The sequence below is a fragment of the Streptomyces flaveolus genome (genome assembly GCF_000716535.1).
In the GTDB taxonomy this organism is placed as follows: Bacteria; Actinomycetota; Actinomycetes; order Streptomycetales; family Streptomycetaceae; genus Streptomyces; species Streptomyces flaveolus_A.
The window spans coordinates 35,942-57,281 of sequence record NZ_JNWV01000004.1 but is presented as its reverse complement, the minus strand read 5'-3'; the positions used below and the strand labels follow the sequence as shown (position 1 = coordinate 57,281).

At 70.5% G+C, this 21,340-nt stretch carries 25 protein-coding genes; 10 read left to right on the top strand and 15 right to left on the bottom strand.

Features of this window, described 5'->3' with window-relative positions:
- Positions 1 to 6: 6 nt before the first annotated feature.
- Positions 7 to 366 (bottom strand): NADH-quinone oxidoreductase subunit A, encoded by a 360-nt coding sequence (locus OO52_RS03980; RefSeq protein WP_003992243.1) that lies wholly within the window; start codon positions 364 to 366, stop codon positions 7 to 9.
- A gap of 743 nt (positions 367 to 1,109) precedes the next feature.
- On the opposite strand from OO52_RS03980, the gene OO52_RS03975 reads away from it, so the two are divergent.
- Positions 1,110 to 1,940, top strand: coding sequence for a C40 family peptidase (locus OO52_RS03975; RefSeq protein ID WP_030641003.1), 831 nt, complete (start codon positions 1,110 to 1,112; stop codon positions 1,938 to 1,940).
- 128 nt (positions 1,941 to 2,068) lie between these two features.
- Positions 2,069 to 2,692 carry a peptide deformylase gene (gene def, locus OO52_RS03970; RefSeq protein ID WP_030641001.1) on the top strand — a complete coding sequence of 208 codons (624 nt, stop codon included), beginning with the start codon at positions 2,069 to 2,071 and terminating at the stop codon, positions 2,690 to 2,692.
- Here def and OO52_RS03965 read toward each other — a convergent pair whose 3' ends face one another.
- Complete coding sequence (locus OO52_RS03965; RefSeq protein WP_048910198.1) at positions 2,693 to 4,027, bottom strand: geranylgeranyl reductase family protein; 1,335 nt, start codon at positions 4,025 to 4,027, stop codon at positions 2,693 to 2,695. It abuts the gene before it with no gap.
- Between the two features lie 47 nt (positions 4,028 to 4,074).
- Between OO52_RS03965 and OO52_RS03960 the strand changes: the two genes are divergently transcribed.
- Together OO52_RS03960 and OO52_RS03955 are read left to right on the top strand one after the other, a co-directional pair.
- Positions 4,075 to 4,593, top strand: a complete 519-nt coding sequence (locus tag OO52_RS03960; RefSeq protein ID WP_030640997.1) for a GNAT family N-acetyltransferase — start codon at positions 4,075 to 4,077, stop codon at positions 4,591 to 4,593.
- A gap of 109 nt (positions 4,594 to 4,702) precedes the next feature.
- Positions 4,703 to 5,020 carry a PASTA domain-containing protein gene (locus OO52_RS03955; protein ID WP_078629916.1) on the top strand — a complete coding sequence of 106 codons (318 nt, stop codon included), beginning with the start codon at positions 4,703 to 4,705 and terminating at the stop codon, positions 5,018 to 5,020.
- Positions 5,021 to 5,062: 42 nt separating this feature from the next.
- Here OO52_RS03955 and OO52_RS03950 read toward each other — a convergent pair whose 3' ends face one another.
- Genes OO52_RS03950 through OO52_RS03935 form a run of 4 tightly spaced genes read right to left on the bottom strand, consistent with a single transcriptional unit; the run spans position 5,063 to position 9,434 of the window.
- Positions 5,063 to 5,755: a demethylmenaquinone methyltransferase gene (locus OO52_RS03950; RefSeq protein WP_030640993.1), complete on the bottom strand. Its 693-nt coding sequence runs from the start codon at positions 5,753 to 5,755 to the stop codon at positions 5,063 to 5,065.
- Entirely contained in the window at positions 5,752 to 6,870 is a 1,119-nt protein-coding gene (locus OO52_RS03945; protein WP_030640991.1) for an acyltransferase family protein, read from the bottom strand. The genes OO52_RS03950 and OO52_RS03945 overlap by 4 nt, the downstream gene beginning before the upstream one ends.
- 1 nt (position 6,871) lies before the next feature.
- Positions 6,872 to 9,106: a bifunctional polysaccharide deacetylase/glycosyltransferase family 2 protein gene (locus OO52_RS03940; protein ID WP_030640989.1), complete on the bottom strand. Its 2,235-nt coding sequence runs from the start codon at positions 9,104 to 9,106 to the stop codon at positions 6,872 to 6,874.
- A 19-nt stretch (positions 9,107 to 9,125) separates the two neighbouring features.
- Positions 9,126 to 9,434: a hypothetical protein gene (locus OO52_RS03935; RefSeq protein WP_030640987.1), complete on the bottom strand. Its 309-nt coding sequence runs from the start codon at positions 9,432 to 9,434 to the stop codon at positions 9,126 to 9,128.
- Positions 9,435 to 9,673: 239 nt separating this feature from the next.
- Between OO52_RS03935 and OO52_RS03930 the strand changes: the two genes are divergently transcribed.
- Positions 9,674 to 10,675: a chitinase gene (locus OO52_RS03930; protein ID WP_030640985.1), complete on the top strand. Its 1,002-nt coding sequence runs from the start codon at positions 9,674 to 9,676 to the stop codon at positions 10,673 to 10,675.
- A gap of 31 nt (positions 10,676 to 10,706) precedes the next feature.
- Here the strand turns inward: OO52_RS03930 and OO52_RS03925 are convergent, their stop codons facing one another.
- From OO52_RS03925 to OO52_RS03910, 4 genes are all read right to left on the bottom strand, one after another.
- Complete coding sequence (locus OO52_RS03925; RefSeq protein ID WP_030640984.1) at positions 10,707 to 11,156, bottom strand: imidazolonepropionase-like domain-containing protein; 450 nt, start codon at positions 11,154 to 11,156, stop codon at positions 10,707 to 10,709.
- Positions 11,157 to 11,163: 7 nt separating this feature from the next.
- Positions 11,164 to 12,363: a cyclic dehypoxanthinyl futalosine synthase gene (gene mqnC, locus OO52_RS03920; protein WP_014674270.1), complete on the bottom strand. Its 1,200-nt coding sequence runs from the start codon at positions 12,361 to 12,363 to the stop codon at positions 11,164 to 11,166.
- A gap of 72 nt (positions 12,364 to 12,435) precedes the next feature.
- A complete protein-coding gene (locus OO52_RS03915) occupies positions 12,436 to 13,215 on the bottom strand; it encodes a prepilin peptidase (RefSeq protein ID WP_030640981.1) in 780 nt (259 codons plus the stop codon).
- Between the two features lie 50 nt (positions 13,216 to 13,265).
- Positions 13,266 to 14,114 (bottom strand): menaquinone biosynthetic enzyme MqnA/MqnD family protein, encoded by an 849-nt coding sequence (locus OO52_RS03910; protein WP_030640979.1) that lies wholly within the window; start codon positions 14,112 to 14,114, stop codon positions 13,266 to 13,268.
- 287 nt (positions 14,115 to 14,401) lie between these two features.
- On the opposite strand from OO52_RS03910, the gene OO52_RS03905 reads away from it, so the two are divergent.
- Entirely contained in the window at positions 14,402 to 14,605 is a 204-nt protein-coding gene (locus OO52_RS03905) for a cold-shock protein (protein ID WP_003992177.1), read from the top strand.
- Positions 14,606 to 14,706: 101 nt separating this feature from the next.
- Here the strand turns inward: OO52_RS03905 and OO52_RS03900 are convergent, their stop codons facing one another.
- The gene (locus OO52_RS03900; RefSeq protein WP_030640976.1) at positions 14,707 to 15,270 is read right to left on the bottom strand and encodes a helix-turn-helix domain-containing protein; all 564 of its coding nucleotides are present in this window, start codon (positions 15,268 to 15,270) and stop codon (positions 14,707 to 14,709) included.
- A 69-nt stretch (positions 15,271 to 15,339) separates the two neighbouring features.
- On the opposite strand from OO52_RS03900, the gene OO52_RS03895 reads away from it, so the two are divergent.
- Together OO52_RS03895 and OO52_RS03890 are read left to right on the top strand one after the other, a co-directional pair.
- On the top strand, positions 15,340 to 16,044 hold the full coding sequence (locus OO52_RS03895) for an AzlC family ABC transporter permease (RefSeq protein ID WP_030640974.1): 705 nt from the start codon (positions 15,340 to 15,342) through the stop codon (positions 16,042 to 16,044).
- Positions 16,041 to 16,355, top strand: coding sequence for an AzlD domain-containing protein (locus tag OO52_RS03890; protein WP_030640972.1), 315 nt, complete (start codon positions 16,041 to 16,043; stop codon positions 16,353 to 16,355). The genes OO52_RS03895 and OO52_RS03890 overlap by 4 nt, the downstream gene beginning before the upstream one ends.
- Here OO52_RS03890 and OO52_RS03885 read toward each other — a convergent pair.
- Positions 16,352 to 18,022, bottom strand: a complete 1,671-nt coding sequence (locus tag OO52_RS03885) for a serine/threonine-protein kinase (RefSeq protein WP_030640970.1) — start codon at positions 18,020 to 18,022, stop codon at positions 16,352 to 16,354. The genes OO52_RS03890 and OO52_RS03885 overlap by 4 nt on opposite strands.
- An 83-nt stretch (positions 18,023 to 18,105) precedes the next feature.
- Between OO52_RS03885 and OO52_RS03880 the strand changes: the two genes are divergently transcribed.
- A complete protein-coding gene (locus OO52_RS03880; protein WP_030640968.1) occupies positions 18,106 to 18,738 on the top strand; it encodes a class I SAM-dependent methyltransferase in 633 nt (210 codons plus the stop codon).
- On the opposite strand, the gene OO52_RS03875 is transcribed toward OO52_RS03880, so the two are convergent.
- Positions 18,694 to 18,951, bottom strand: a complete 258-nt coding sequence (locus tag OO52_RS03875; RefSeq protein WP_030640967.1) for a DUF397 domain-containing protein — start codon at positions 18,949 to 18,951, stop codon at positions 18,694 to 18,696. The two genes, OO52_RS03880 and OO52_RS03875, sit on opposite strands and share 45 nt — an antisense overlap.
- The gene (locus OO52_RS03870) at positions 18,948 to 19,811 is read right to left on the bottom strand and encodes a helix-turn-helix domain-containing protein (protein ID WP_030640965.1); all 864 of its coding nucleotides are present in this window, start codon (positions 19,809 to 19,811) and stop codon (positions 18,948 to 18,950) included. Before OO52_RS03870 ends, OO52_RS03875 begins: the two co-directional genes overlap by 4 nt.
- 107 nt (positions 19,812 to 19,918) lie before the next feature.
- Here OO52_RS03870 and OO52_RS03865 point away from each other — a divergent pair, with 107 nt between their 5' ends.
- Positions 19,919 to 20,383, top strand: coding sequence for an ATP-binding protein (locus OO52_RS03865; RefSeq protein WP_199819993.1), 465 nt, complete (start codon positions 19,919 to 19,921; stop codon positions 20,381 to 20,383).
- Here OO52_RS03865 and OO52_RS03860 read toward each other — a convergent pair.
- Positions 20,334 to 21,215, bottom strand: a complete 882-nt coding sequence (locus OO52_RS03860) for a LysR family transcriptional regulator (protein ID WP_030640961.1) — start codon at positions 21,213 to 21,215, stop codon at positions 20,334 to 20,336. The genes OO52_RS03865 and OO52_RS03860 overlap by 50 nt on opposite strands.
- Between the last annotated feature and the right edge of the window lie 125 nt (positions 21,216 to 21,340).

Genomic DNA, 21,340 nt, shown 5'->3' with positions numbered 1-21,340 from the left:
GGCCCCTCAGTCCCATTCCAGGCCGCCGCGCCGCCATACGTACGCGTACGCGACGAAGACGGTGAGCACGAAGAGCAGCATCTCCACGAGCCCGAAAATCCCCAGGGCGTCGAAGGTGACGGCCCAGGGGTAGAGGAAGACGATCTCGATGTCGAAGACGATGAAGAGCATCGCCGTCAGGTAGTACTTGATGGGGAAACGCCCGCCGCCGGCCGGCGTGGGGGTCGGCTCGATGCCGCACTCGTAGGCCTCGAGCTTCGCGCGGTTGTACCGCTTCGGACCGATCAGCGTGGCCATGACCACGGAGAAGATCGCAAAGCCTGCCCCGAGGGCTCCCAGTACGAGGATGGGCGCATACGCGTTCACCGCTCCTCGCTCCTCTCAGTCGGCACTGACTGCTGGCGGTTGCACTGGGCTCACATCCGCCCCACCGGTCCCACGAACCCCGCTCGCCCCGGCGAAGATCGCGAACATGTGAAGCAGGTCACAAGCCCAACTGCCTCGCATCTTATGCCCGCCGCTCTGTGATCTGCGACACGGGGTATTACACAAGCTTTGTGATCTCCACCACCTGACGAAGGATCATGAAGTCGGATGATGGGTGATCTTCATACCCGAAGCGTTCAGTTGATCACCAGAAGTGACAATCTCGCACGTCACCGCAGGCCGGAGGGGGCGTCTCCATATCAAGAGACTTCCGACGCATGCAAATTGGCGATGGACGCGGAGGGCTGATAGTGGGGCGCGTTCATACCTCGGAGGGAGTCCGTAGCGGGGTGTGGACGCGGTCCGGGGCACGTGCACGCGTTCACGAGCCGAGCAGGCGTCGGACGCCGCTATTCCGGTAATCGTTCCGTGACCTCCGCCACATTCATGAGAGGTCCATGAGAACCGGGCTTGGCCAACGAACCCAACCAGTGGTAGGCGGAGGGCAATTCGGACGTAATGATCAAAGACCGTGATCAAGGGCTTGATCACGGGCGTCCACAATGTCCGTTACGGCGTCAATAAAGAGCGACACGCCCGGGATTCCGGGTCTCGATTGAACAACTGTGGCGCAGCACACGTTTCTTGAAGATATGAAGGAGCCCCTGGTACCGGTTGTTCCCATGTCCCACACCGCTCACATACGCAGCCACCGGAAGCCCCGCCGCAGCGCGTCGACCCTCGCGATGCGGGCCGGAGTTGCCGGTGGCGTCCTCGGCACCCTGGCAGTCGCCGGGGCGTCCGGCTCGGCGAACGCGGCCGAGCCGGTGACGCAGACCCTCGAACTGCCCACCCTGACGGCCGACCTGGCCGCTCAGGCGGCCCAGTCCGCGGACGCCACCGAACAGGCCGCCGCGAACTACCAGCTCCAAGCCGAGCGTGACGCGGCTGCCGCGAAGGCCGCGAAGCAGGCCAAGGCGGACCTCGCCGACGCCAAGAAGAAGGCGGCGGAGGCCAAGCAGAAGGCCCAGGAGGCCGCACGCAAGGAGGCCGCCGCCCGCGCCTCCCGCACCGCGGAGCGGACCACTCTCTCCACCACGGCGGACGTCGGCTCCACCACCACGTCCACCTCCACCTCCACCAGCACGTCCACGGCCACCGGTTCGGCGGCGGCCGTCATCAGCTTCGTCAAGGCGCAGGTCGGCAAGGCGTACGTCTCCGGCGCCACCGGCCCCTCCGCCTACGACTGCTCCGGCCTGGTGCAGACGGCCTTCAAGCAGGTCGGCATCAGCCTGCCGCGCGTCTCCCAGGACCAGTCGACGGCCGGCACCCAGGTCTCGCTGAGCAACCTCCAGCCGGGCGACATCCTGTACTGGGGCAGTGCGGGCAGCGCGTACCACGTCGCCGTGTACGTCGGCGACGGCATGTTCGTGGGCGCGCAGAACCCCTCCAGCGGCGTCGTGGAGCGCCCGCTGTCGTACGACCCGCCCACCGGGGCCGTGCGGGTGCTCTGAGCGCACTCCGCACCTCTCGCACGCGTAGGGCCGCAGCCGCTCGGGGGCAGCGGCCCTCGTGTCGTCCCTGACATGCTCTGCTCGGGCCGCCGCCCGGTGGCCCGTCGCCGAGCGAAGGAGTCCACGCGATGCCACGCGTGTTCGTACAGGGAAGTCCAGCCGACCACTACCCGCGGTACGCCCCGGAGGCCGCGCGGGGTGCGGTGCGCCGCGTCACCGAGGTCGGTGAGGAGGTGCTGCACAAGCCGTGCCGGGAGGTCACGGAGTTCGGTCCCGACCTCGCCGCGCTCATCGACGACATGTTCCGCACCATGTATGTCGCCGACGGGGCGGGACTGGCGGCCAATCAGGTCGGGGTGGATCTGCGGCTGTTCGTGTACGACTGCCTCGATGACGACGGAGTCCGACATGTCGGGCACGTCGTCAATCCGGTGCTCGAAACGCCCACGACCGGGCGACGGCTGCTGGACGAGGGTGAGGGGTGCCTGTCGGTGCCGGGTGCCGTGATGGCCGTACCGCGGCCGGACCGGACCGTCGTGCGCGGGCAGGACAGGGACGGCAACGCCGTCGTCGTCGAGGGCACCGGGTACTTCGCGCGGTGCCTGGCCCACGAGACCGACCACACCGACGGGTACGTCTATCTGGACCGGCTCTCGAAACGGGACAAGAAGGACGCGCTGCGGCAGATGGCGGACCAGCGGGACGCGGTGTACGCCCGCCGGGCCGCCAACGCCGCGGCTTTCAGCGCCTAGTCACGCCTTCGGGGCCACCTTGCTCAGACCGTTGATGATGCGGTCCATCGCGTCGCCGCCCGTCGGGTCGGTGAGGTTCGCCAGCAGCTTCAGGGTGAACTTCATCAGCAGCGGGTGGGTCAGACCGCGCTGGGTGGCGATCTGCATGACCTTCGGGTTGCCGATGAGCTTCACGAAGGCGCGGCCGAGCGTGTAGTAGCCGCCGTAGGTGTCCTTGAGGACGCGCGGGTAGCGCTGGAGGGCGATCTCGCGCTGGGCGGGCGTCGCGCGCGCGTGGGCCTGCACGATGACGTCGGCGGCGATCTGGCCGGACTCCATGGCGTAGGCGATGCCCTCGCCGTTGAAGGGGTTCACCAGGCCGCCGGCGTCGCCGACGAGCAGCAGCCCGCGCGTGTAGTGCGGCTGGCGGTTGAAGGCCATGGGCAGGGCGGCGCCACGGATCGGGCCGGTCATGTTCTCCGGGGTGTAGCCCCAGTCCTCCGGCATGGAGGCGCACCACGCCTTGAGGATCTCGCGCCAGTCCAGCTCCTTGAAGGAGGCGGACGTGTTCAGCACGCCGAGGCCCACGTTCGACGTGCCGTCGCCCATGCCGAAGATCCAGCCGTAACCCGGCAGCAGGCGGTCCTGGGGGCCGCGGCGGTCCCACAGTTCCAGCCAGGACTCCAGGTAGTCGTCGTCGTGGCGGGGGCTGTGGAAGTACGTCCGGACCGCGACGCCCATCGGGCGGTCCTCGCGGCGGTGCAGGCCCATCGCCAGGGAGAGGCGGGTGGAGTTGCCGTCGGCGGCGACGACGAGCGGCGCGTGGAAGGTGACCTCGCGCTTCTCCTCGCCGAGCTTGGCGGTGACGCCGGTGATGCGGCCGGTGCGGTCGTCGACGACCGGGCCGCTGACGTTGCAGCGCTCGTACAGCCGGGCGCCGGCCTTCTGGGCGTTGCGGGCGAGCTGCTCGTCGAAGTCGTCGCGCTTACGGACCAGGCCGTAGTTCGGGTAGGCGGCGAGATCCGGCCAGTCGAGCTGGAGCCGGGAGCCGCCGCCGATGATGCGCAGGCCCTTGTTGCGCAGCCAGCCGGCCTCCTCCGAGATGTCGATGCCCATGGCGACGAGCTGCTTGACCGCGCGCGGGGTGAGGCCGTCACCGCACACCTTCTCGCGCGGGAACTCGGTCTTCTCCAGGAGCAGGACGTCGAGACCGGCCTTGGCGAGGTGGTACGCGGTCGTGGAGCCGGCTGGCCCCGCGCCCACGACGATCACATCGGCGGTGTGGTCGGAGAGGGGCTCGGTCACGGCGGGATCTCCCCAAGGTTCGAAATCTGCGTGCCGACCGGCACTGGACATGGGCAGTCTATTCAGCGGACTTCATCGCCTGGCTGAAGGGCTGCTCTGTGAACCGACCTCTCCCCGCGGTACGGCTGCGCGTTCCCACGCACGAGGACGCGGTCGCCTGGCACCGGATCTTCGCAGACCCGGAGGTGATGCGGTTCCACGGCGGCAGGCCGGCGGGGCTGTCGGTCTACGAGGAACTCACCGCGCGCCAGCGGCTGCACGACGCCGAGCACGGCTTCTGCCTGTGGACCGTGCTGGACGAGTCAGGGGAGGTCATCGGCTTCACCGGCGCGCAGCCGTGGCGGCGGGACTGGGGCCCGGTCGGCGAGATCGAGATCGGCTGGCGGCTCGGGCGGGCGCACTGGGGCAGGGGGTACGTGACGGCGGCGGCGCGGGAGACGCTCAGCCGCGTGCGGGAGGCCGGGGTGCCGGGGGTGGTGGCGCTGGTCCTCCGGGGCAACGAGCGGTCGATCGCGGTGACCCGGCGGCTCGGCATGGAGCCGGCGGAGACCTACGCGCACCCCACGCTGGACGAGCCGGTCCTGAGCTTCCGACTCCGCTTTCAGCACTCTCAGTAGTCATCTGTCACAGAAAGACATCGGCGCCTTCCGGGTGGGACGGGCGAGAGTTACCCTTCCAGTACCGCTGGGGGTGACATCTGTGCGTATAACACCCAAAACACCCGAAGTGCGCGTCCCGCGTCTGGTCGGTCTGATGGCCGTGGACGCGCGCGAAACGGCCAGGGCGCGGGGTCTGTTCCTCAACGCGCCGGACCGCCCGGAGTTCCACCGCACCGTCGTCGACTACGTCGTGCGCCAGTATCCGCAGCCCGGTGCCGAGGTGCCGCCGGACTCGATGGTGTACGTGTGGTTCGACTTCGGTGAGGGCGAGGGCGGCGGAGGCGTGCGTGAACCACGCGTTCCGCGACCCCCGACGGGCGGACTGCAACGGGAGCTGGAGCAGCCCGGCGACCCGTACGCGGTGGCCGGATTCAGCTCTTCCTGAAGCTTTCCTCGAAGCCCCGGCCCGCCCGGGGCCCGCCGCCCGCTACTCCTTGAAGCCCCGGTGCAGCGCGACCACCCCGCCGGTGAGGTTGCGCCACGCCACCTTGGCCCAGCCCGCCTTGCGCAGCCGTTCGGCGAGCGCGGGCTGGTCGGGCCAGGCCCGGATGGACTCGGCGAGGTAGACGTACGCGTCCGGGCTGGAGGACACCGCGCGCGCGACCGGCGGCAGGGCCCGCATCAGGTACTCGGTGTAGACGGTCCGGAACGGCGCCCACGTCGGGTGGGAGAACTCGCAGATCACCACGCGTCCGCCGGGCCGGGTGACCCGGTACATCTCGCGCAGCGCCGCGTCCGTGTCCTGCACATTGCGCAGCCCGAAGGAGATCGTCACCGCGTCGAAGGTGTCGTCCTTGAAGGGCAGCCGCGTCGCGTCACCCGCCGTGAACGGCAGCCAGGTGTGCTTCTTCTTGCCGACCTGGAGCATGCCGAGGGAGAAGTCGCAGGGAACGACGTACGCGCCCGTCCGCGCGAAGGGCAGCGAGGAGGTGGCCGTCCCGGCGGCGAGGTCCAGGACCTTCTGCGCGGGGCGCGCGTCGACCGCCTTCGCCACCTCCTTGCGCCAGCGCCGGTCCTGGCCGAGCGACAGCACGTCGTTCGTCAGGTCGTACCGTTCCGCCACGTCGTCGAACATCGAGGCGACTTCGTGCGGCTGCTTGTTCAGGGAAGCGCGGGTCACCCGCCCATTCTTGCAGCCCGCCCTCCCGGCAGGAGCGTCGGCTTCTTGCGTGCCGCGACGTCCTCCACCCACCCGCAGGCCGGCACGAAGAAGGCGATCAGCACCCAGCCCACGCCGAACAGGAACCACTGGCTGTCCAGCGGGAGGTACGCCTCGAAGGCCGGCACGTTCCAGAGCCGGTCGATCAGCGGGACGGCCAGCACCAGCGCGATCTGGTGCCACAGGTAGATCGTCACCGCGCGGGCGTTGAAGACGGTGACCGCGCGGTCCAGGCGCCGGAACCGGGTCAGCCGGGCGAAGTCGATCCGGAAGCGCGCCTTCGCCCACATCAGCGGCAGCACGAACCCGGCCGACCAGAAGGCCTGCGCGAGGGGGTTCTCGTCCAGGTCGTACGTCCCGGAGTCCGCCTGGTGCGTGAAGGCGTACCAGGCGCCGTAGCCGAGGGCCGCGAGGGACAGGACGGCCACCGAGGCCGGCTTCGCCCGCTGGAGCACGCCGTCGCGGTGGGCGAAGCCGAGCAGCCAGCAGCCCAGGTACGTCGACAGGTCCCACAGGGCGCTGCCCAGCCGGCCGTCCGGGTCCGCCCAGAGGAAGTTCAGCACCAGGACCGGCGCGAGGGACAGCAGCAGCACCGGGACCGGGGCGAGCCGGAAGACCCGCAGCAGCAGCGGGGAGAGCAGCACGAACCAGAGGTAGGTGCGCAGGTACCAGAGGATCTCCCAGGCCTGCTCGCCCCACGCGTCGCCCGGCGGGTCGCCGAGCGGGACGACCCAGTAGACGATCTGGCGGCCCGGCATCCAGCCGTGGAGCAGCATCGCGAGCACCACGAAGAGGCCCCAGAACCAGAACGGGGGCAGGAGCCGTCTGAGCCTGCTCCTCAGGACCATAGGGGCCGGGCGTTCCAGGGACTTCGCCATCAGGGTGCCGGCCAGGGCGAACATGACGCCCATGGAGGGGAACACCAGGCCGCACCAGGCCCACCCGAAGGTGTGGTACGTCACCACCCTGACCAGCGCCAGGGCCCTGAGCGTGTCGAAGTAGCGGTCGCGTCCGGCCGGCTCCGCGCGGGACGGTCCCGCGTCGGGAGCGGCCGCGGTCCTGCTGTGCGCTCCCATCTCAGCCCGCCCCCGCCGGTGTCCCGACCTCGCCCGTCCGCTTCAGCTTCTGCCAGCGCAGGCGGCCGCCCGTGAGCGCCGTGACGCAGGAGTGGATGAGGACGAGGTACATCATCTGGCGGTAGGCCAGTTGCTGCAGGGGCATCATCAGGAGGTAGCGGTACTTCTCCCGGTCCAGGCGGAAGGCGTAGGCCGCGCAGAGGAGTTGGACGCCCAGTACCGCCAGCCAGGCCAGCAGCGCCGCCCGGAGATCGACGAAGATCATGGAGTAGACGGTGAAGACGTCGATGAGCGGGGCGAAGAGCGGGGTCACCACCTGGAAGATCACCACCAGCGGCATGCCGACGCGGCCGAAGCGGCCCGACGGTCCCCGGTCCGTCAGGGACTTGCGGTGCTTCCACAGGGCCTGCATGGTGCCGTACGACCAGCGGTAGCGCTGGGACCAGAGCTGCCCCAGGGAGCCGGGCGCCTCCGTCCAGGCCCTGGCGTGCTCCTGGTAGACGACCCGCCAGCCCGCGCGGTGCATGGCGATGGTGATGTCGGTGTCCTCGGCGAGGGTGTCCTCGCTCATGCCGCCGACCGCCAGCACGGCGTCCCGGCGGAACGCGCCGATCGCGCCCGGGATGGTGGGCATGCAGCGCAGCAGGTCGTACATGCGCCGGTCGAGGTTGAAGCCCATCACGTACTCGATGTGCTGCCAGGCCCCGATCACCGTGGTGCGGTTGCCGACCTTGGCGTTGCCGGCGACCGCGCCGACGGACGGATCGGCGAACGGCTGCACGAGCTGCCGTACGGTGTCCGGTTCGAAGACCGTGTCGCCGTCCATCATCACGACGATGTCGTACGACGCGTTGCGCACGCCGTTGTTCAGGGCGGCCGGCTTGCCGGCGTTCTCCTGGCGGATCACCCGGACGTTCGCCATGCCGAGCGACTCGGCAGCGTCGCGCGCGATCCGCGAGGTGCCGTCGGTCGAGCCGTCGTCCACCACGATGATCTCGATCGGGTGGGTGCTGCGCGCCAGTGACTGAAGGGTGTGGGCGATGCACTCCTTCTCGTTGTACGCCGGGACGATCACGCTCACCGGCCCGGTGACCGGAGGGCCCCAGCCGAACCGGCGTCCGTTGCGCTGCCGGTGGTGGCGGCGGGCGAGGACCAGCATCATCCCGAACCGGCCCAGCACGGCCACACCGACGATCACCAGCCCCACCGACAGCGCGGGCACGGTCCACTCCGCGACGGCCACGGCCGCGACCAGGGCCTTGCCCTCGTACAGGGTCAGGCCGGTGGCCTTGTGGTGGGCGGCCTGGAGGCCGGGACCGGTCGGCGTGCCACCGCCCGCCGTCTGCCGTTGCGCCGCGCGCTGCCGCTCCATGACCCCGCTGATGGTGGTGAAGGTGTAGCCCTTCGCCTTCATCTTCTCGATGTACTCCGGCAGCGCCGCGATCGTCTGCGAGCGTTCGCCGCCCGCGTCGTGGAAGAGCACCGAGGCACCCTGCGTGCCCTTCGGGGTGGCCCACCGCACGATGTCGGAGACGCCCGGCCGCTTCCAGTCGTCGCTGTCGGTGTCGACGAAGACGCTGGTGTACCCGTCCTTGCCGAGCCTTTCGTAGACGGGCCAGCTGTAGTCGTCGATGGCGTCCGTCTCGGAGGAGTACGGCGCCCGGAACAGGGTCGTGGTGATGCCGGCCGCGCCGGCGAGGGCGAGCTGCGTCTGCTCCATCTCGCGGTCGACACGGGACGCGGACTGGTACGACAGGTCGACGTGCGTGAAGGTGTGGATGCCGACCTCGTTGCCCTGCTCCACCATCGTCCGCACGATGCCCGGGTAGCGGGACACCATCGAGCCGACCAGGAAGAACGTGCCGGGGACGTCGTACTTCCGCAGGATCTTGAGGACCTGGGGCGTCCAGGTCGGGTTCGGGCCGTCGTCGAAGGTGAGGGCGATGGTCTTGGCGGGGACGGAGACCGTGGTGGCCCGGCCGCCCCGGAAGGTGAGGATTGGGCCGCCGTCGAGGATCGCGTCCGGGACCTCGCTGGAGTCGGCCCCGCTGCGCACGCGCTGGTCGCCGCCGACCTCGGCGCGCAGATACCCGTCGAGCAGCATCACGCAGGTCAGCGCGAGCAGGAGCAGCAGGGCGAGGATGACGCGGGGCCGTTGCAGCGCCGCGGCCCTGCCTGCCGCGCGCTCGATGCGGGTGGGCGCGCGCCTGCGGCCCCGGGACGTCGGAGTGTTCATGACTGCCGCTGCGCTCCGGTCAGTTGGCGCCCGCGCCCGCGGAGGCGGAGACGGACGGGGTCGTGGACGCGGTGGGGGAAGCCGTCGGCTGGAGGGTGTTCGGCGGGTCCGCCTGGCGGCCGGTGCCGCCCTCCGGCCGTAGCAGGCCGGGCGCCCGGCCGCCGTCGGCGCCGGTGCCGAAGGGCAGCAGGGACGAGGGGTTCAGGGAGGTGCCCCAGCCCGTGAACGCGGCGGCGAGCACGCCCGCGTAGGCGAGGCAGACGGCGCCGAGGAACAGGCCGAGCCGGCGCAGCACCTTCGACCGGCGTCCGGTGGTGTCAACGAACACGGGCCCCTCGGTGGGCCCGTTGCCATGTTTGCGGCGACGACCGCGCCCGGCGGCGCGAGTTTCGATGGCGGGTTCGGATTGCATTCCTCGGATATTAGAGAGCCTTTGTGTGGCCTTTTCTCGGGAATTCTTGTGAGCCACCCGAGATTCTTGCGAGTTGCCCATGAAGGCGCCTTGAACCTGTTGCCGAGCTGAGAGAACGGACGGAGACCACACCCCGGTGTGAGAGATTTCCCCTCATGAGGAGTCCACTGAGGCCGATGGCCGGGGCCGGCTGCGCGGTCGCGCTCGCGGTGACGGGTTGTTCCGCGCAGGCCACGGGCGCGCCGCACGCCGCTGTCTCCAGCGCCGCCCCCGCGACCAGCACCGCCTACGCCCCCTACGTCAGCGCCACCGAGGCCGCGGCCACCGACTCCGCCGGGTCCCCGGCGGCGTACAACCTCGCCTTCGTGATCTCCGGTGGCAGTGGCTGTACGCCGAAGTGGAACGGCACCGAGGCGATTGCCGACTCCGCTGTGACAGCACGGATATCCGCGCTGAGGAAAAAGGGCACCGGCGTCCGCGTTTCGTTCGGCGGCGCCTCAGGAAAGGAGTTGGCCGCCGCCTGCGACAGTGTTTCGGAACTCGCCGCCGCCTATGCCGAGGCACTGGACGCGGCGGGCTCCAGTGAGGCCGACTTCGACATCGAGGGCGACGAGCTGACCGACTCCGCTTCCGTCGCACTGCGTTCGCGGGCGATCGCGCGGTTGCAGGAGGAACGCCCGGATCTGGAGGTCTCCTTCACGCTTCCGGTGATGCCGTCGGGGCTCGACGCGGACGGCCTCGCGCTGCTGGAGTCCGCGAACACGTACGACGTCCAGGTCTCCACGGTCAATCTCATGACCATGAACTACGGCGAGTCGTACGGCGGCGACATGGGCGACTACGCCCTGACCTCCGCGACGGCCGCGCACGCCCAGCTGAAGAAGGTGTTCGGGCTGTCGGACGCGCAGGCCTGGCGGGGCATGGCGCTGACCTCGATGATCGGCGTCAACGACGTCTCCGGCGAGACGTTCACGCTCTCCGACGCGGGCCAGGTGCGGACCTTCGCGGAGCGGAACGGCGTCGCCTGGGTGTCGATGTGGTCGACGTTCCGGGACCGCGAGTGCGAGGCCGGGCGGTCAGGACGGGACGACGCGGCCACGGACTGCAGCGGGGTCGCCCAGCGGTCAGGGGCGTTCGCGGAGGCGTTCACGGGGTGATCGCCCCTGTCCGACGCCCTGCCCGGCGCCGCTAGCGCCGTCTGTGGACGAGGCGCCCGGCGCACACCGTCGCGATGCACGCCCCCGCCCCGTCGAAGACGGCCAGGTCGGCCCGGCCGGTCTGCCGGATCGCCGGCGTTCCGGCCGTACCCGGAAACACCACGACGTCGTTGCGCTCGGCCGCCGCCCGGAGTTCCGGTGAGTCGACGTACCGCTCCGGGATCGCCACCGCTCCCAGCTTCAGTACGGCGTGGATGCGTTCGCGCGGGCTGGGGGCGGCCGGAACGGGGCCGTCGTGGATGCGGGCCGGGCCGAGGGAGCCCGGCCAGTGGCGTACCCGGGCCTGCGGAAACCGCTCGCGCAACTCGTCGTACGGACCCACAGCGCCGATCCGGTCCCCGCCGACCACCACAGCGCCGTTCTCGATCGGCTCGGAGTCCCAGGTGACGAAGACCCGGTCCGCCGCGTGAATCGTCTCCACAGCGGCGTCAGTTCGACGCGAGCAGCTTCAGCTCGGGGTGGGCCGTGCCGCCCTCGATGGCCGTGGAGGAGATGTGGGAGACCACGCGGTCGTCCACGGGGTCGTTCGCCGGGTCGTCGTGGACGACCAGGTGCTCGTACGTCGTCGCGCGCTGCGCCGGGACGCGGCCCGCCTTGCGGATCAGGTCGATGATCTCCAGGCGGTTGGAGCGGTGCTTGGCTCCGGCCGAGGAGACCACGTTCTCCTCCAGCATGATCGAGCCGAGGTCGTCCGCGCCGTAGTGCAGGGAGAGCTGGCCGACCTCCTTGCCGGTGGTGAGCCACGAGCCCTGGATGTGCTGGACGTTGTCCAGGAAGAGGCGGGCGATGGCGATCATCCGCAGGTACTCGAAGAGGGTCGCCTGGGTACGGCCCTTCAGGTGGTTGTTCTCGGGCTGGTAGGTGTACGGGATGAACGCGCGGAAGCCACCCGTACGGTCCTGTACGTCCCGGATCATCCGCAGGTGCTCGATCCGCTCGGCGTTGGTCTCGCCGGTGCCCATCAGCATGGTGGAGGTGGACTCGACGCCCAGCCGGTGCGCGGTCTCCATGATCTCCAGCCAGCGCTCACCGCTCTCCTTGAGGGGCGCGATGGCCTTGCGGGGGCGCTCGGGGAGCAGTTCCGCGCCGGCACCGGCGAAGGAGTCCAGGCCGGCCTCGTGGATCCGGGTGATGGCCTCTTCCACAGAGACTCCGCTGATCCGGGCCATGTGCTCGACCTCGGACGCGCCCAGGGAGTGGATGACCAGCTGCGGGAAGGCTTCCTTGATGGCCCGGAAGTGCTTCTCGTAGTACTCGACGCCGTAGTCCGGGTGGTGACCGCCCTGGAACATGATCTGGGTGCCGCCGAGCTCGACGGTCTCGGCGCAGCGGCGCAGGATGTCGTCCAGATCCCGCGTCCAGCCCTTCTCCTTGTCCTTGGGGGCCGCGTAGAAGGCGCAGAACTTGCACGCCGTGACACACACGTTCGTGTAGTTGATGTTCCGCTCGATGATGTACGTGGCGATGTGCTCGATGCCCGCGTACTTGCGGCGGCGCACGGCGTCGGCGGCGGCGCCCAGGGCGTGCAGGGGGGCGTCGCGGTAGAGGACGAGCGCCTCTTCCGGGGTGATCCGCCCACCGGCAGCGGCACGGTCGAGGACAGACGTGAGGTCGGCCTTCTCGGTCACCAGGGCGTCCCTTTCGTGAAGGGGTGTGGACGGACCGAACCAGCGTACGCCAGCCGTTTCGGGCGAAAGACCTCAGGCCGCGTACGCGCCGATCAGCAGTCCGGTGAGGGCACCGGCGAGGAGGAACGGACCGAACGGCACCGCCGTCTTCCGGCCCGCCTGCCGGGCCAGCACGAGCGCGCCGCCGTAGAGCGCGCCGAGCAGGAACCCGGCGAAGGTGCCGAGCAGCACGGTGGGCCAGCCGTACCAGCCGAGTACGGCGCCCGCGCCCACGGCCAGCTTCACGTCGCCGAAGCCCATGCCGCCCGGGTTGACGCGGTACAGCACGTAGTAGCCGGCGCCCAGCGCGAGGGCGCCGTACAGGGCGGTGCGCCAGTGGCCGGCGTGTTCGGGGAGCAGGGCGGCGAGACCGAGCAGGGCGAGGGCGGTGGCGGCCAGCGGGAGGGTCAGCGGATCGGGCAGCCGCCGCACCCGGAAGTCGACGGCGGCGAGCAGCACGCCGACGGGCGCGAGCAGCAGCCACACCCCCAACTCGGGCCGGGTGCCGGTGGCGGCGGCGAGCGCGGCGCAGACGAGGGCGGTGGCGGTGGCGAGGAGGGGCGCGGAGGGGGCGTACGGCTCGTACGACGTGACGGGCACCCGCCCCTCGGCTCCCCCGCGTTGGCCCAGGCGCGCGCACTCCCCGCACCGGACCCCGCCCAGCCACCCCCGGACCGGGTGGTGGCCGCCGGGGCAGCGGTCGCGCCAGGGCTCGCCGGACGGTACGGCGAAACGGTAGGCGGCGCGGGGCAGCAGCGCCCCCGCCAGCGCGCCCCACAGCAGGGCGCCGAGCGCCAGCGCTCCCGTCGTCACCCCGCCCACGCTTCCCCCCTCGGTCGGCCTGTCCCGGGTTCCTACCCCGTTCAGGGCTGGAGCAGTTCCACCTTCACGTCGGCCGGGAAGCCGGTCGTCGGGCCGACGCGGCGGGCGAACTCGGCGACGGCCTCCAGCTGGGGTGTGCCGAAGCTGAAGTCGAGGGTGGTGAAGTACTGCTCCAGGGTGGCCTCGTCGAACTCCTCCCAGCGGGCGGCCTGTTCGGCGACCTTGTGCACCTCTTCCAGGGAGAGGTTGCGGGAGGCGAGGAAGGCCTCGTGGACCTTGCGCGTGATGAACGGCTCGCGTTCCAGGTAGTCCCGGCGGGCCGCCCACACCGCGAAGACGAACGGCAGGCCGGTCCACTCCTTCCACAGCGCGCCGAGGTCGTGCACCTGGAGACCGAAGCGGGGCCCGTCGAGGAGGTTGGCGCGCAGGGCGGCGTCGCCGATGAGGACGGCGGCCTCCGCCTCCTGCATCATCAGGCTGAGGTCCGGCGGGCAGGTGTAGTAGTCGGGCTGGACGCCGTACCGCTCGGCGAGCAGCAGCTGGGCGAGCCGGACCGAGGTGCGCGAGGTCGAACCGAGGGCGACCCGGGCGCCGTCGAGCCGGTCCAGCGGGACCTGCGAGACGATCACGCAGGACATCACCGGACCGTCGCAGCCGACGGCGATGTCAGGGAAGGCGACGAGGTCGTCGGCGTTGCGCAGGAACTCGACCAGGGTGATGGGACCGATGTCGAGGTCGCCGCGCACGAGCCGCTCGCTGAGCTTCTCCGGGGTGTCCTTGGTGAGCTCGAAGTCGAGGAGCGTGCCGGTTCTCGCGAGCCCCCAGTAGAGGGGCAGGCAGTTCAGGAACTGGATGTGGCCGACGCGCGGCCGGGTGCGAGAATTGTCCACATCGCGAGACTAGACCCCGTGGGGTACGGTGCTGGGACCGACCCCACCCCCGAACGGCCTAGCGGACGTTCAAACATCTGGGTGACGTGATCTTGATCCCTATTGCTTTCGGCTGCCCGGATGCTAGGCTTGCCGCAAGTTGCAGTTTGGTTTCCCTTGCAGTACAGAGCCTGCGGAGCATGTAACCGCAGGCTCTCGTCGTTTTCAGACGAATGCAGTCGTGCAGCACCGTTTCGCACTTGCAGGTTCTGGAGGCAGGGCAACCCTTTTGAGCCCAAGGAGGGCTTATGGCTACCGGAACCGTCAAGTGGTTCAACGCCGAAAAGGGCTTTGGCTTCATCGCCCAGGAGGGCGGCGGCCCCGACGTCTTCGTTCACTACTCCGCGATCAACGCCTCCGGCTTCCGCTCCCTCGAGGAGAACCAGCAGGTGAGCTTCGACGTGACGCAGGGCCCGAAGGGTCCGCAGGCGGAGAACGTCACTCCCGTCTGATCACTGCCTGATCGCAGAACCTGAGTGCAGTACCCAAGGAGCCCCGCGCCACCGGCGACGGGGCTCCTGCCTTTCCCCGTTCATTTCGTATTCACGAACGCTCACATGTGCTGCATGATCAGCACAAACTTGGTCCCGGCCGCGAGCGCCTCGTACGCGTGGGGCACGTCTCCCCGGTACGACATGTAGTCCCCCGTGCCGAGTTCCACGGCCCCGCCGCGCGGACCGGCTTTCACGGCCCCGTCGCTGACCACGATGTGCTCGACGGTCCCCGGAATGTGGGGCTCTGAATCCCGTACGGTCCCGGGCTCCAGCCACACGTAATAAATGTCCCGGCGCGCCCCCGGCGGGCTCGCCGACAGCAGCGCGGCCACATAGCTGGACCGCTCCGAGCCGACCGTGGGCCCCTCGCCGGCCCGGATGACCTGGACGCCGGGTGCCGGTGACTCCACCAGCGCGCTGAACGGCACGCCGAGCGCGACCGCGAGCGCCCAGATGGTCTCCATACTCGGGTTCCCGCTCGCGGCCTCCAGCTGGGACAACGTGGACTTGGCGATTCCGGCACGTTTGGCCAGCTCGGACAGGGACAGACCGGCACGGCCGCGCTCCCGCTTCAGGGACGCGGCGATCCACTCCAGGGGGAGCCGGGCGGGCACCTCGGACATGTGCGTTCGCTCCATCGGTACGATCGTTCGCCTTGACGGACAGGGCGCTCACTGTCCATCGTAGAGAACATGCGTTCGCCACAACGAACACCACCCGATCGGGGCACCGACCGCTCCCTCCTCCGCGACAGCTCGCTCGTCTGGCTGGCCAGCGGCGTCGTCGGCGTCTCCTTCGGTGCCGTCTCCGTCGCCGGCGGGCTGCCGGTGTGGGTCCCGGCGCTCATGTCCCTGGTGGTGTACGCGGGATCGGCCCAGTTCAGCGCGGTGGGCGTGCTGCTCGCCGGGGGCGGTCCGGTGGCCGCCGTGGCCACCGGGCTGCTGCTCAACACCCGGACGGCGGCCTTCAGCCTGGCCGTGGCCGAGATCCTCGGCACCGGCCGCGCGACCCGCTTCCTGGGCGCCCACCTGGTCACCGACGAGACGGTCGCCTTCGCCCTCGCTCAGTCCGACCCGGTACGGCAGCGGCGGGCGTTCTGGATATCCGGGCTCGGTCTGTTCGCCGTGTGGAACACCGGCGTCCTGGCCGGCGCGCTCGCGGGCAGCGCCCTCGGCGACACCGCCCGCTACGGACTGGACGCCGCGTTCCCCGCCGTCCTGGTCGCCCTGGTCCTGCCCGCCCTCCGCGCCGACGCGGCGGTACGGCGGTGCGCCCTGCTCGGCGCCACCCTGGCCCTGGCGGCCACGCCCGCCGTCCCGGCCGGGGTCCCGGTCCTGCTGGCCCTGGCGGGACTGTTTCTGCACCGCCGCCCGACCGATCGGGGAGCCGCCGCATGAACACCACGCTCATCGTGATCCTCGCCCTGGCCGTCGGCACGTACGCCTTCCGGCTGGTCGGCCCGGTCCTGCACGGCCGGGTCACGGTCCCGCCCCGAGTCCAGGAGCTGGCCTCGGCGGGCGCGGTGGTCCTCCTGGTCGCCCTGCTGGCCACGGGCGCGCTGACCGAGTCCGGCGGCTTCGCGGGCTGGGCCCGCCCCGTCGGGGTGATGGTGGGCGCCGCACTGGCCTGGCGCCGGGCACCGTTCGCCGTGGTGGTGCTGGGGGCGGCCACGACTACGGCGGTGTTGCGGATGGTGGGGGTGGCTTAGGCGGCGTGCCGCCAGACCGTCAGGTCGCCGGTGAGGAAGGCGATGTCGGGCATCGCGGTGGACTTCGTCTGGATCACGTACAGCCCGATGTTGCCCTCGTCGTCCTTCATGCAGAACTCGGTGCCGGCCGCCGCGCTGCTCAGCGTCCAACTGTGCTTCGTCGCGTGCTTGAGGAGGAGCCGGCACTCGTCGAGGGTGGTGCCGGGTCGGCCGTAGATCTGAAGGAACACCACGCTGTCACTCTTCAGTTCGCAGCTGATCGTCTGACAGTCGAAGCGGATGTCTCCTTTGCGGTTCCTCCGCTGGGGTTCCCGGTCCTTGAGGCTCAGCGAGGTCTTCGCGTCCAGCCAGAGCTGGGCGAACCCTTCTGGCCGCGGGTCTCGCGGAGAGGCCGAGGACGCAACGTCACCGGCCCCCGGGGCGGACGCGCCTGAGGAGCGGGACGAGGAATCCGACGAGGAGCCCGGTGCGGACGCCGACGAGGAGGACTGTGGGGCAGAAGCCATGGCGGACGTCCGGGAACCGGCCGTGTTCCGCCCGCTCGTCCGGCCCTTCGCGTCCATCACCGACCACGCCAGCAGCGCCACCAACAGCGCGCCGCCCGCCACACCCGCGACCGAGATCAGCGCGGCGCGCCGGCGGCGGGCCTTGCGCTGTTCCGGCGTCGGCTGCGGCCAGCCGACCGGCGCGATGAGCGGCTGCTGCGGATAGGGCGAGGTGGGCGCGGGCACCGGCGGCTGCGCGTACGCCGGGGTCGGCTCGGGGACGGGTGCCGGAACCGCCACCTCCGGTCCGGTGACCTCCCGCCACACGGCCGGCCCCCCGCCCGCGTCGGCCTCCGCGCCCAGCCGCTGCCGGCACCACTCCACGACCTCCGCCGGAGTGGCCCGCTCCGCCGGGTCGGCGGCCAGGCACCGGGCGAGCAGCGGACGCAACGGCTCGGGCAGCAGGTCCAGGTCGGGTTCCGAATGCACGATCCGGTACAGCACGTTCACGGCCGGACCGTCCCCGTACAGCGGCCTGCCCAGCGCCGCGAACGCGGCCGTCTGCCCGAGCGCGAAGACATCGGTCGCCGCCGCCACCTCGCCCCCGGACGCCTGCTCCGGAGCCATGAACGAGGGCGTGCCGATCGTGCCGCCTGTCGCCGTGTACGAGGTCCCGTCGGCGGCCAGCGCGATACCGAAGTCGATCACCCGGGGCCCGTCGGCGGCCAGCAGCACGTTCGACGGCTTCAAATCCCGGTGCACGATGCCCTCGGCGTGAATGGCCTGGAGCGCCTCCGCCACCCCTGCCATCAGCCACAGCACGGCCGCCACCGGCAATGGCCCCCGCCGGGCCACGGCCTCCGCCAGGGACGGCCCCGGCACGTACAGCGTGGCCAGCCACGGCGGTACGCCGTCGGCGTCGGCGTCGATCAGTTCGGCGGTGTACGCCCCCCGCACCCGTCGAGCCGCCTTGATCTCCCTGCCGAACCGCCGCCGGAAATCCGGGTCGTCCGCCAGCTCCGGCCGTACGACCTTGAGCGCGACGGGCCGGCCGCCCTGCGTGTGGGACAGGTAGACCCGGCCCATTCCGCCCGCGCCCAGCCGCGCGGCGAGCCGGTACCCCGCCACCACCGGTGGGTCGTCCGCCTGGAGTGGCTGGAACACCTCCGTCGACTGGTTCATCGGCCTGTACCCCCCAGTTGATGCGTTGGCCAACGGCAGCAGCCTAAGCGGAGTGTCGGTGCGGGCCGCTACGGTCCCTCCCCATGACCGACACCCGCGCCTTCTACGACACCATCGCCGAGGACTACGCCGACCACTTCCGCGATCCCCTGGCCGAGAGGCCCCTGGAGCGAGCCCTCCTCAGCGCGTACGCCGAACAGGTCGGCCCCCACGGCACGGTGGCCGACCTCGGCTGCGGCCCCGGCGACGTCACCGCCCACCTGGCCGGCCTGGGCCTGTCCGCCTTCGGCCTTGACCTCTCGGACGCCATGATCGCCATCGCCCGCCGCCGGCACCCCGCGCTGCGGTTCGAACAGGGCTCCATGCGGAAGCTGTCTGTCGCCGACGGTTCGCTGGCCGGGGTGGTGTCCTGGTACTCCAGCATCCACACACCTGTGGACGAACTCCCGGATCTGTTCACCGAGTTCCACCGGGTACTGGCTCCTGGCGGCCGCCTCCTGCTCGCCTTCCAGGTGGGTGACGTACCGCTCCGCCTCGAACGTCCCTTCGGTCACGACGTGGCCCTGGACTACCACCGGCGCCACCCCGAGCAGATGGCGGAGCTGCTCTCCGACGCCGGCTTCACCCTCCGCTCCACCACCGTGCGCGGACCCGAGGTGACCCGGGGCGAATCACCCGTCCCGCAGGCGTTCCTTCTCGCCCAGAAGGAAGGCTGACCATGCGGAAGGGGTGACGGTGAGGTGGGCGGCGAGGGGTTGCTTCGAGTCGCGGATGTGGATGGCGGTGGGGTGGGCGGCCACTTCCAGGCACTGGCCGCCTTCGCCGTCGCTGTAACTGGACTTGCGCCAGGTGTAAGCGAGTTCGACGCACTCGCCGCCCTCACCGCCGCTGTAGCTGGACTTAAACCAGGCAAGTTCCTTGGCGTTCATCGCTCTCCCAGCAGTTTCTCGATCAGGGCCAGGGACTCCGTGGGGGTCAGTGCCATCGCGCGCATGATCCCATAGCGGTCGGCGATCTTACGTACCTCCTCCGGGTCGGCGATCAGTCGCGGGTATCCCTGCACCTCCACGTAAGCGACCTGGGCTCGCTTGCTGGGCGTCAGCAGGTTGAATGGGCCGTCCATGTTGGGGTGTTCGGTCTGTGTGGAGGGCATCACCTGGATCTCCACGTTGCGCATGCTGCCGATCCGCAGCAACCTGCGCAGTTGGTCCTTGTGCACCTTCGTACCGCCGATGGGCCGGTGCAGCACCACCTCTTCCAGGACGTAGCTGCACATCGGCAGTGGCCACTGCTCCAGGACCTGCTGACGTGCCAACCGGTCGGCGACACGCTTCTCGATGGTGGTCTCGTCAAGAAGGGGACGGCGTCGGGAGAACACGGCACGCGCATAGTCCTCGGTCTGCAACAGCCCCGGCACACCCTGGTTGGCGTAGAAGTGCAGCTCAACGGAGACCGCCTCCAAGTCGGCGTAGCTCCGGTACCACTCAGGATGCCGCGTCCGCGCCTTGGTCATCGCCTCCTCCACCTCGGGGATGACCGCGATGAACATGCCGTTGGACCCGAGGATCTCGTCGGCCCGCCGCAGGAACTCCGGCCGCGGCGTGCGTACCCCTCGCTCCATGGCGGAGATCTGGTCGGGGCCGTACCCCACCAACTGGCCGAACTCCCGCTGGTTCAGCCCCGCCCGCTCCCGCATCAACTTGAGCTGCTTGCCCAGTACGGCGAACACCGCAGCCGAGCCGTTCTCCTCCGCCGGCGTCTCCGGCCTCCGCTCGCTCTCCTCCGTCACGCCACCCTCCGACTGACCCGTACTCACACAAGCCGCACCCGTACGACTACGTACAGTCGCCGGGTCTCCCCTGGTCAGCGTAGGGAGAACTGACCACGCTCGGTGATGTGAACGTAGAAATCTCCACCCCCACAACCGAACTCGTCCAACGGCTCAGCGCAACGCCCCGAGGCGCCCGGCTGGCCCGTCGGCTCACCGGTACCGCACTCGCCACCTGGGGATACCCGCACGACGGCGACCTCAGCCACACCGCCCAGCTCATCGTGGCGGAACTCGCCGCCAACGCCGTCACGCACGGTCGCGTACCGGGCCGGGACTTCGAACTGCGGCTCGTATTGCTCCCCGCCGAGGACACCTTGCGTATCGAGGTGAGCGACGCCCGGGGCGACCGCAACCTGCGGTTCCTGGACGGGCGGTTGGAGGACGAGAACGGCCGGGGTCTCGTCGTCGTACAGGTGCTGGCCAAGCTGTGGGGCGTGTCCGAGCGGGACGTCGGCAAGACGGTCTGGGTGGAGTTGGCGCTCAGCGGAGGGCGGCGACCGTGTCCGCGAAGGCCCGGGCCGGCGGGCTGAGGGCGTCCCAGCGGCGGACGGCCCAGCCGACGGGGAGGGGACGGAGGCCGGGCAGCGGGATCAGGCGAAGTGGGCCGTCGCCGGGGACCGGCAGGCCCGGTACGGCGGGTACGACCGCCCGTCCGATGCCCAGTTCGGCGAGCAGCAGGGCCGTGTCCCAGTCGGCCACGTTCGGCTCGTAGGCGAACCGCACGCCCCGCTCGGCGCACGCCGCTTCCAGGTGGGCGGCGGACGTGGAGTTCGGCGGGAGCCGGATGACCCGGGCGTCGGACAGCTCCGCAGGGTCCAGGTGCGGGCGGTCGGCCAGCGGGTCGTCCGCCCGGACCGCGAGGAGCCAGGGCAGTTCCACGACCGTCCGCTGCTCGATGCCCCGGACCGGTGGGCCGATGGTGATCCAGGCGAGGTCCAGCGTGCCGTCGGCGAGCGCGTCGAAGCTGCCCCGGCCCGAACTGACGGTGCGGAACTCCAGGTTCACCTTGGGGTGCCGGCGGCGGAACGTGACGACCGCGTCGGACATGAAGTGCCGGACGGTCGTCGCGCCGGTGGCCACGCGGACGTACCCGCTGTGGCCGTCGACCAGGTCGCGGAGCCGGCGTACGGCGACGTCCAGGGCGTTGACGCCCTCGGCCGCGGCGGCTTCCAGTATCCGGCCGGCCTGGGTCGGGACGACTCCGCGCGGCTGGCGTTCCAGCAGGGCCACGCCGGTCTCCCGCTCGAGCCGCTTGACGTGCTGGCTGACGGCGGACTGGGTGCGGCCGAGGTCACGGGCTACCGAGCTGAGGCTGCCCGCACGGCACACGGCGATGAACACGCGGAGGTCTTCCAGGGTCACAACCCCCAAGCTAACACTGGGGTTTTATGAGGAAACCCAAGGATTGACTGGGCTCGGCACGGCGCGCGAGGATCGTGAGCGGGCCGCGACCGACCCAGGCGGCAACCCGCTCCCCGCCCCACCGA

What these genes read in the sequence shown, in the direction of transcription:
- OO52_RS03940 (WP_030640989.1), bottom strand. Translation starts at nt 9,106, where the DNA reads ATGAACACTCCGACGTCCCGGGGCCGCAGGCGCGCGCCCACCCGCATC.
- OO52_RS03945 (WP_030640991.1), bottom strand. Translation starts at nt 6,870, where the DNA reads ATGGGAGCGCACAGCAGGACCGCGGCCGCTCCCGACGCGGGACCGTCC.
- OO52_RS03930 (WP_030640985.1), top strand. Translation starts at nt 9,674, where the DNA reads ATGAGGAGTCCACTGAGGCCGATGGCCGGGGCCGGCTGCGCGGTCGCG.
- OO52_RS03890 (WP_030640972.1), top strand. Translation starts at nt 16,041, where the DNA reads ATGAACACCACGCTCATCGTGATCCTCGCCCTGGCCGTCGGCACGTAC.
- OO52_RS03965 (WP_048910198.1), bottom strand. Translation starts at nt 4,027, where the DNA reads ATGTCCAGTGCCGGTCGGCACGCAGATTTCGAACCTTGGGGAGATCCC.
- OO52_RS03905 (WP_003992177.1), top strand. Translation starts at nt 14,402, where the DNA reads ATGGCTACCGGAACCGTCAAGTGGTTCAACGCCGAAAAGGGCTTTGGC.
- OO52_RS03885 (WP_030640970.1), bottom strand. Translation starts at nt 18,022, where the DNA reads ATGAACCAGTCGACGGAGGTGTTCCAGCCACTCCAGGCGGACGACCCA.
- OO52_RS03880 (WP_030640968.1), top strand. Translation starts at nt 18,106, where the DNA reads ATGACCGACACCCGCGCCTTCTACGACACCATCGCCGAGGACTACGCC.
- OO52_RS03895 (WP_030640974.1), top strand. Translation starts at nt 15,340, where the DNA reads ATGCGTTCGCCACAACGAACACCACCCGATCGGGGCACCGACCGCTCC.
- OO52_RS03875 (WP_030640967.1), bottom strand. Translation starts at nt 18,951, where the DNA reads ATGAACGCCAAGGAACTTGCCTGGTTTAAGTCCAGCTACAGCGGCGGT.
- OO52_RS03900 (WP_030640976.1), bottom strand. Translation starts at nt 15,270, where the DNA reads ATGTCCGAGGTGCCCGCCCGGCTCCCCCTGGAGTGGATCGCCGCGTCC.
- def (WP_030641001.1), top strand. Translation starts at nt 2,069, where the DNA reads ATGCCACGCGTGTTCGTACAGGGAAGTCCAGCCGACCACTACCCGCGG.
- OO52_RS03975 (WP_030641003.1), top strand. Translation starts at nt 1,110, where the DNA reads ATGTCCCACACCGCTCACATACGCAGCCACCGGAAGCCCCGCCGCAGC.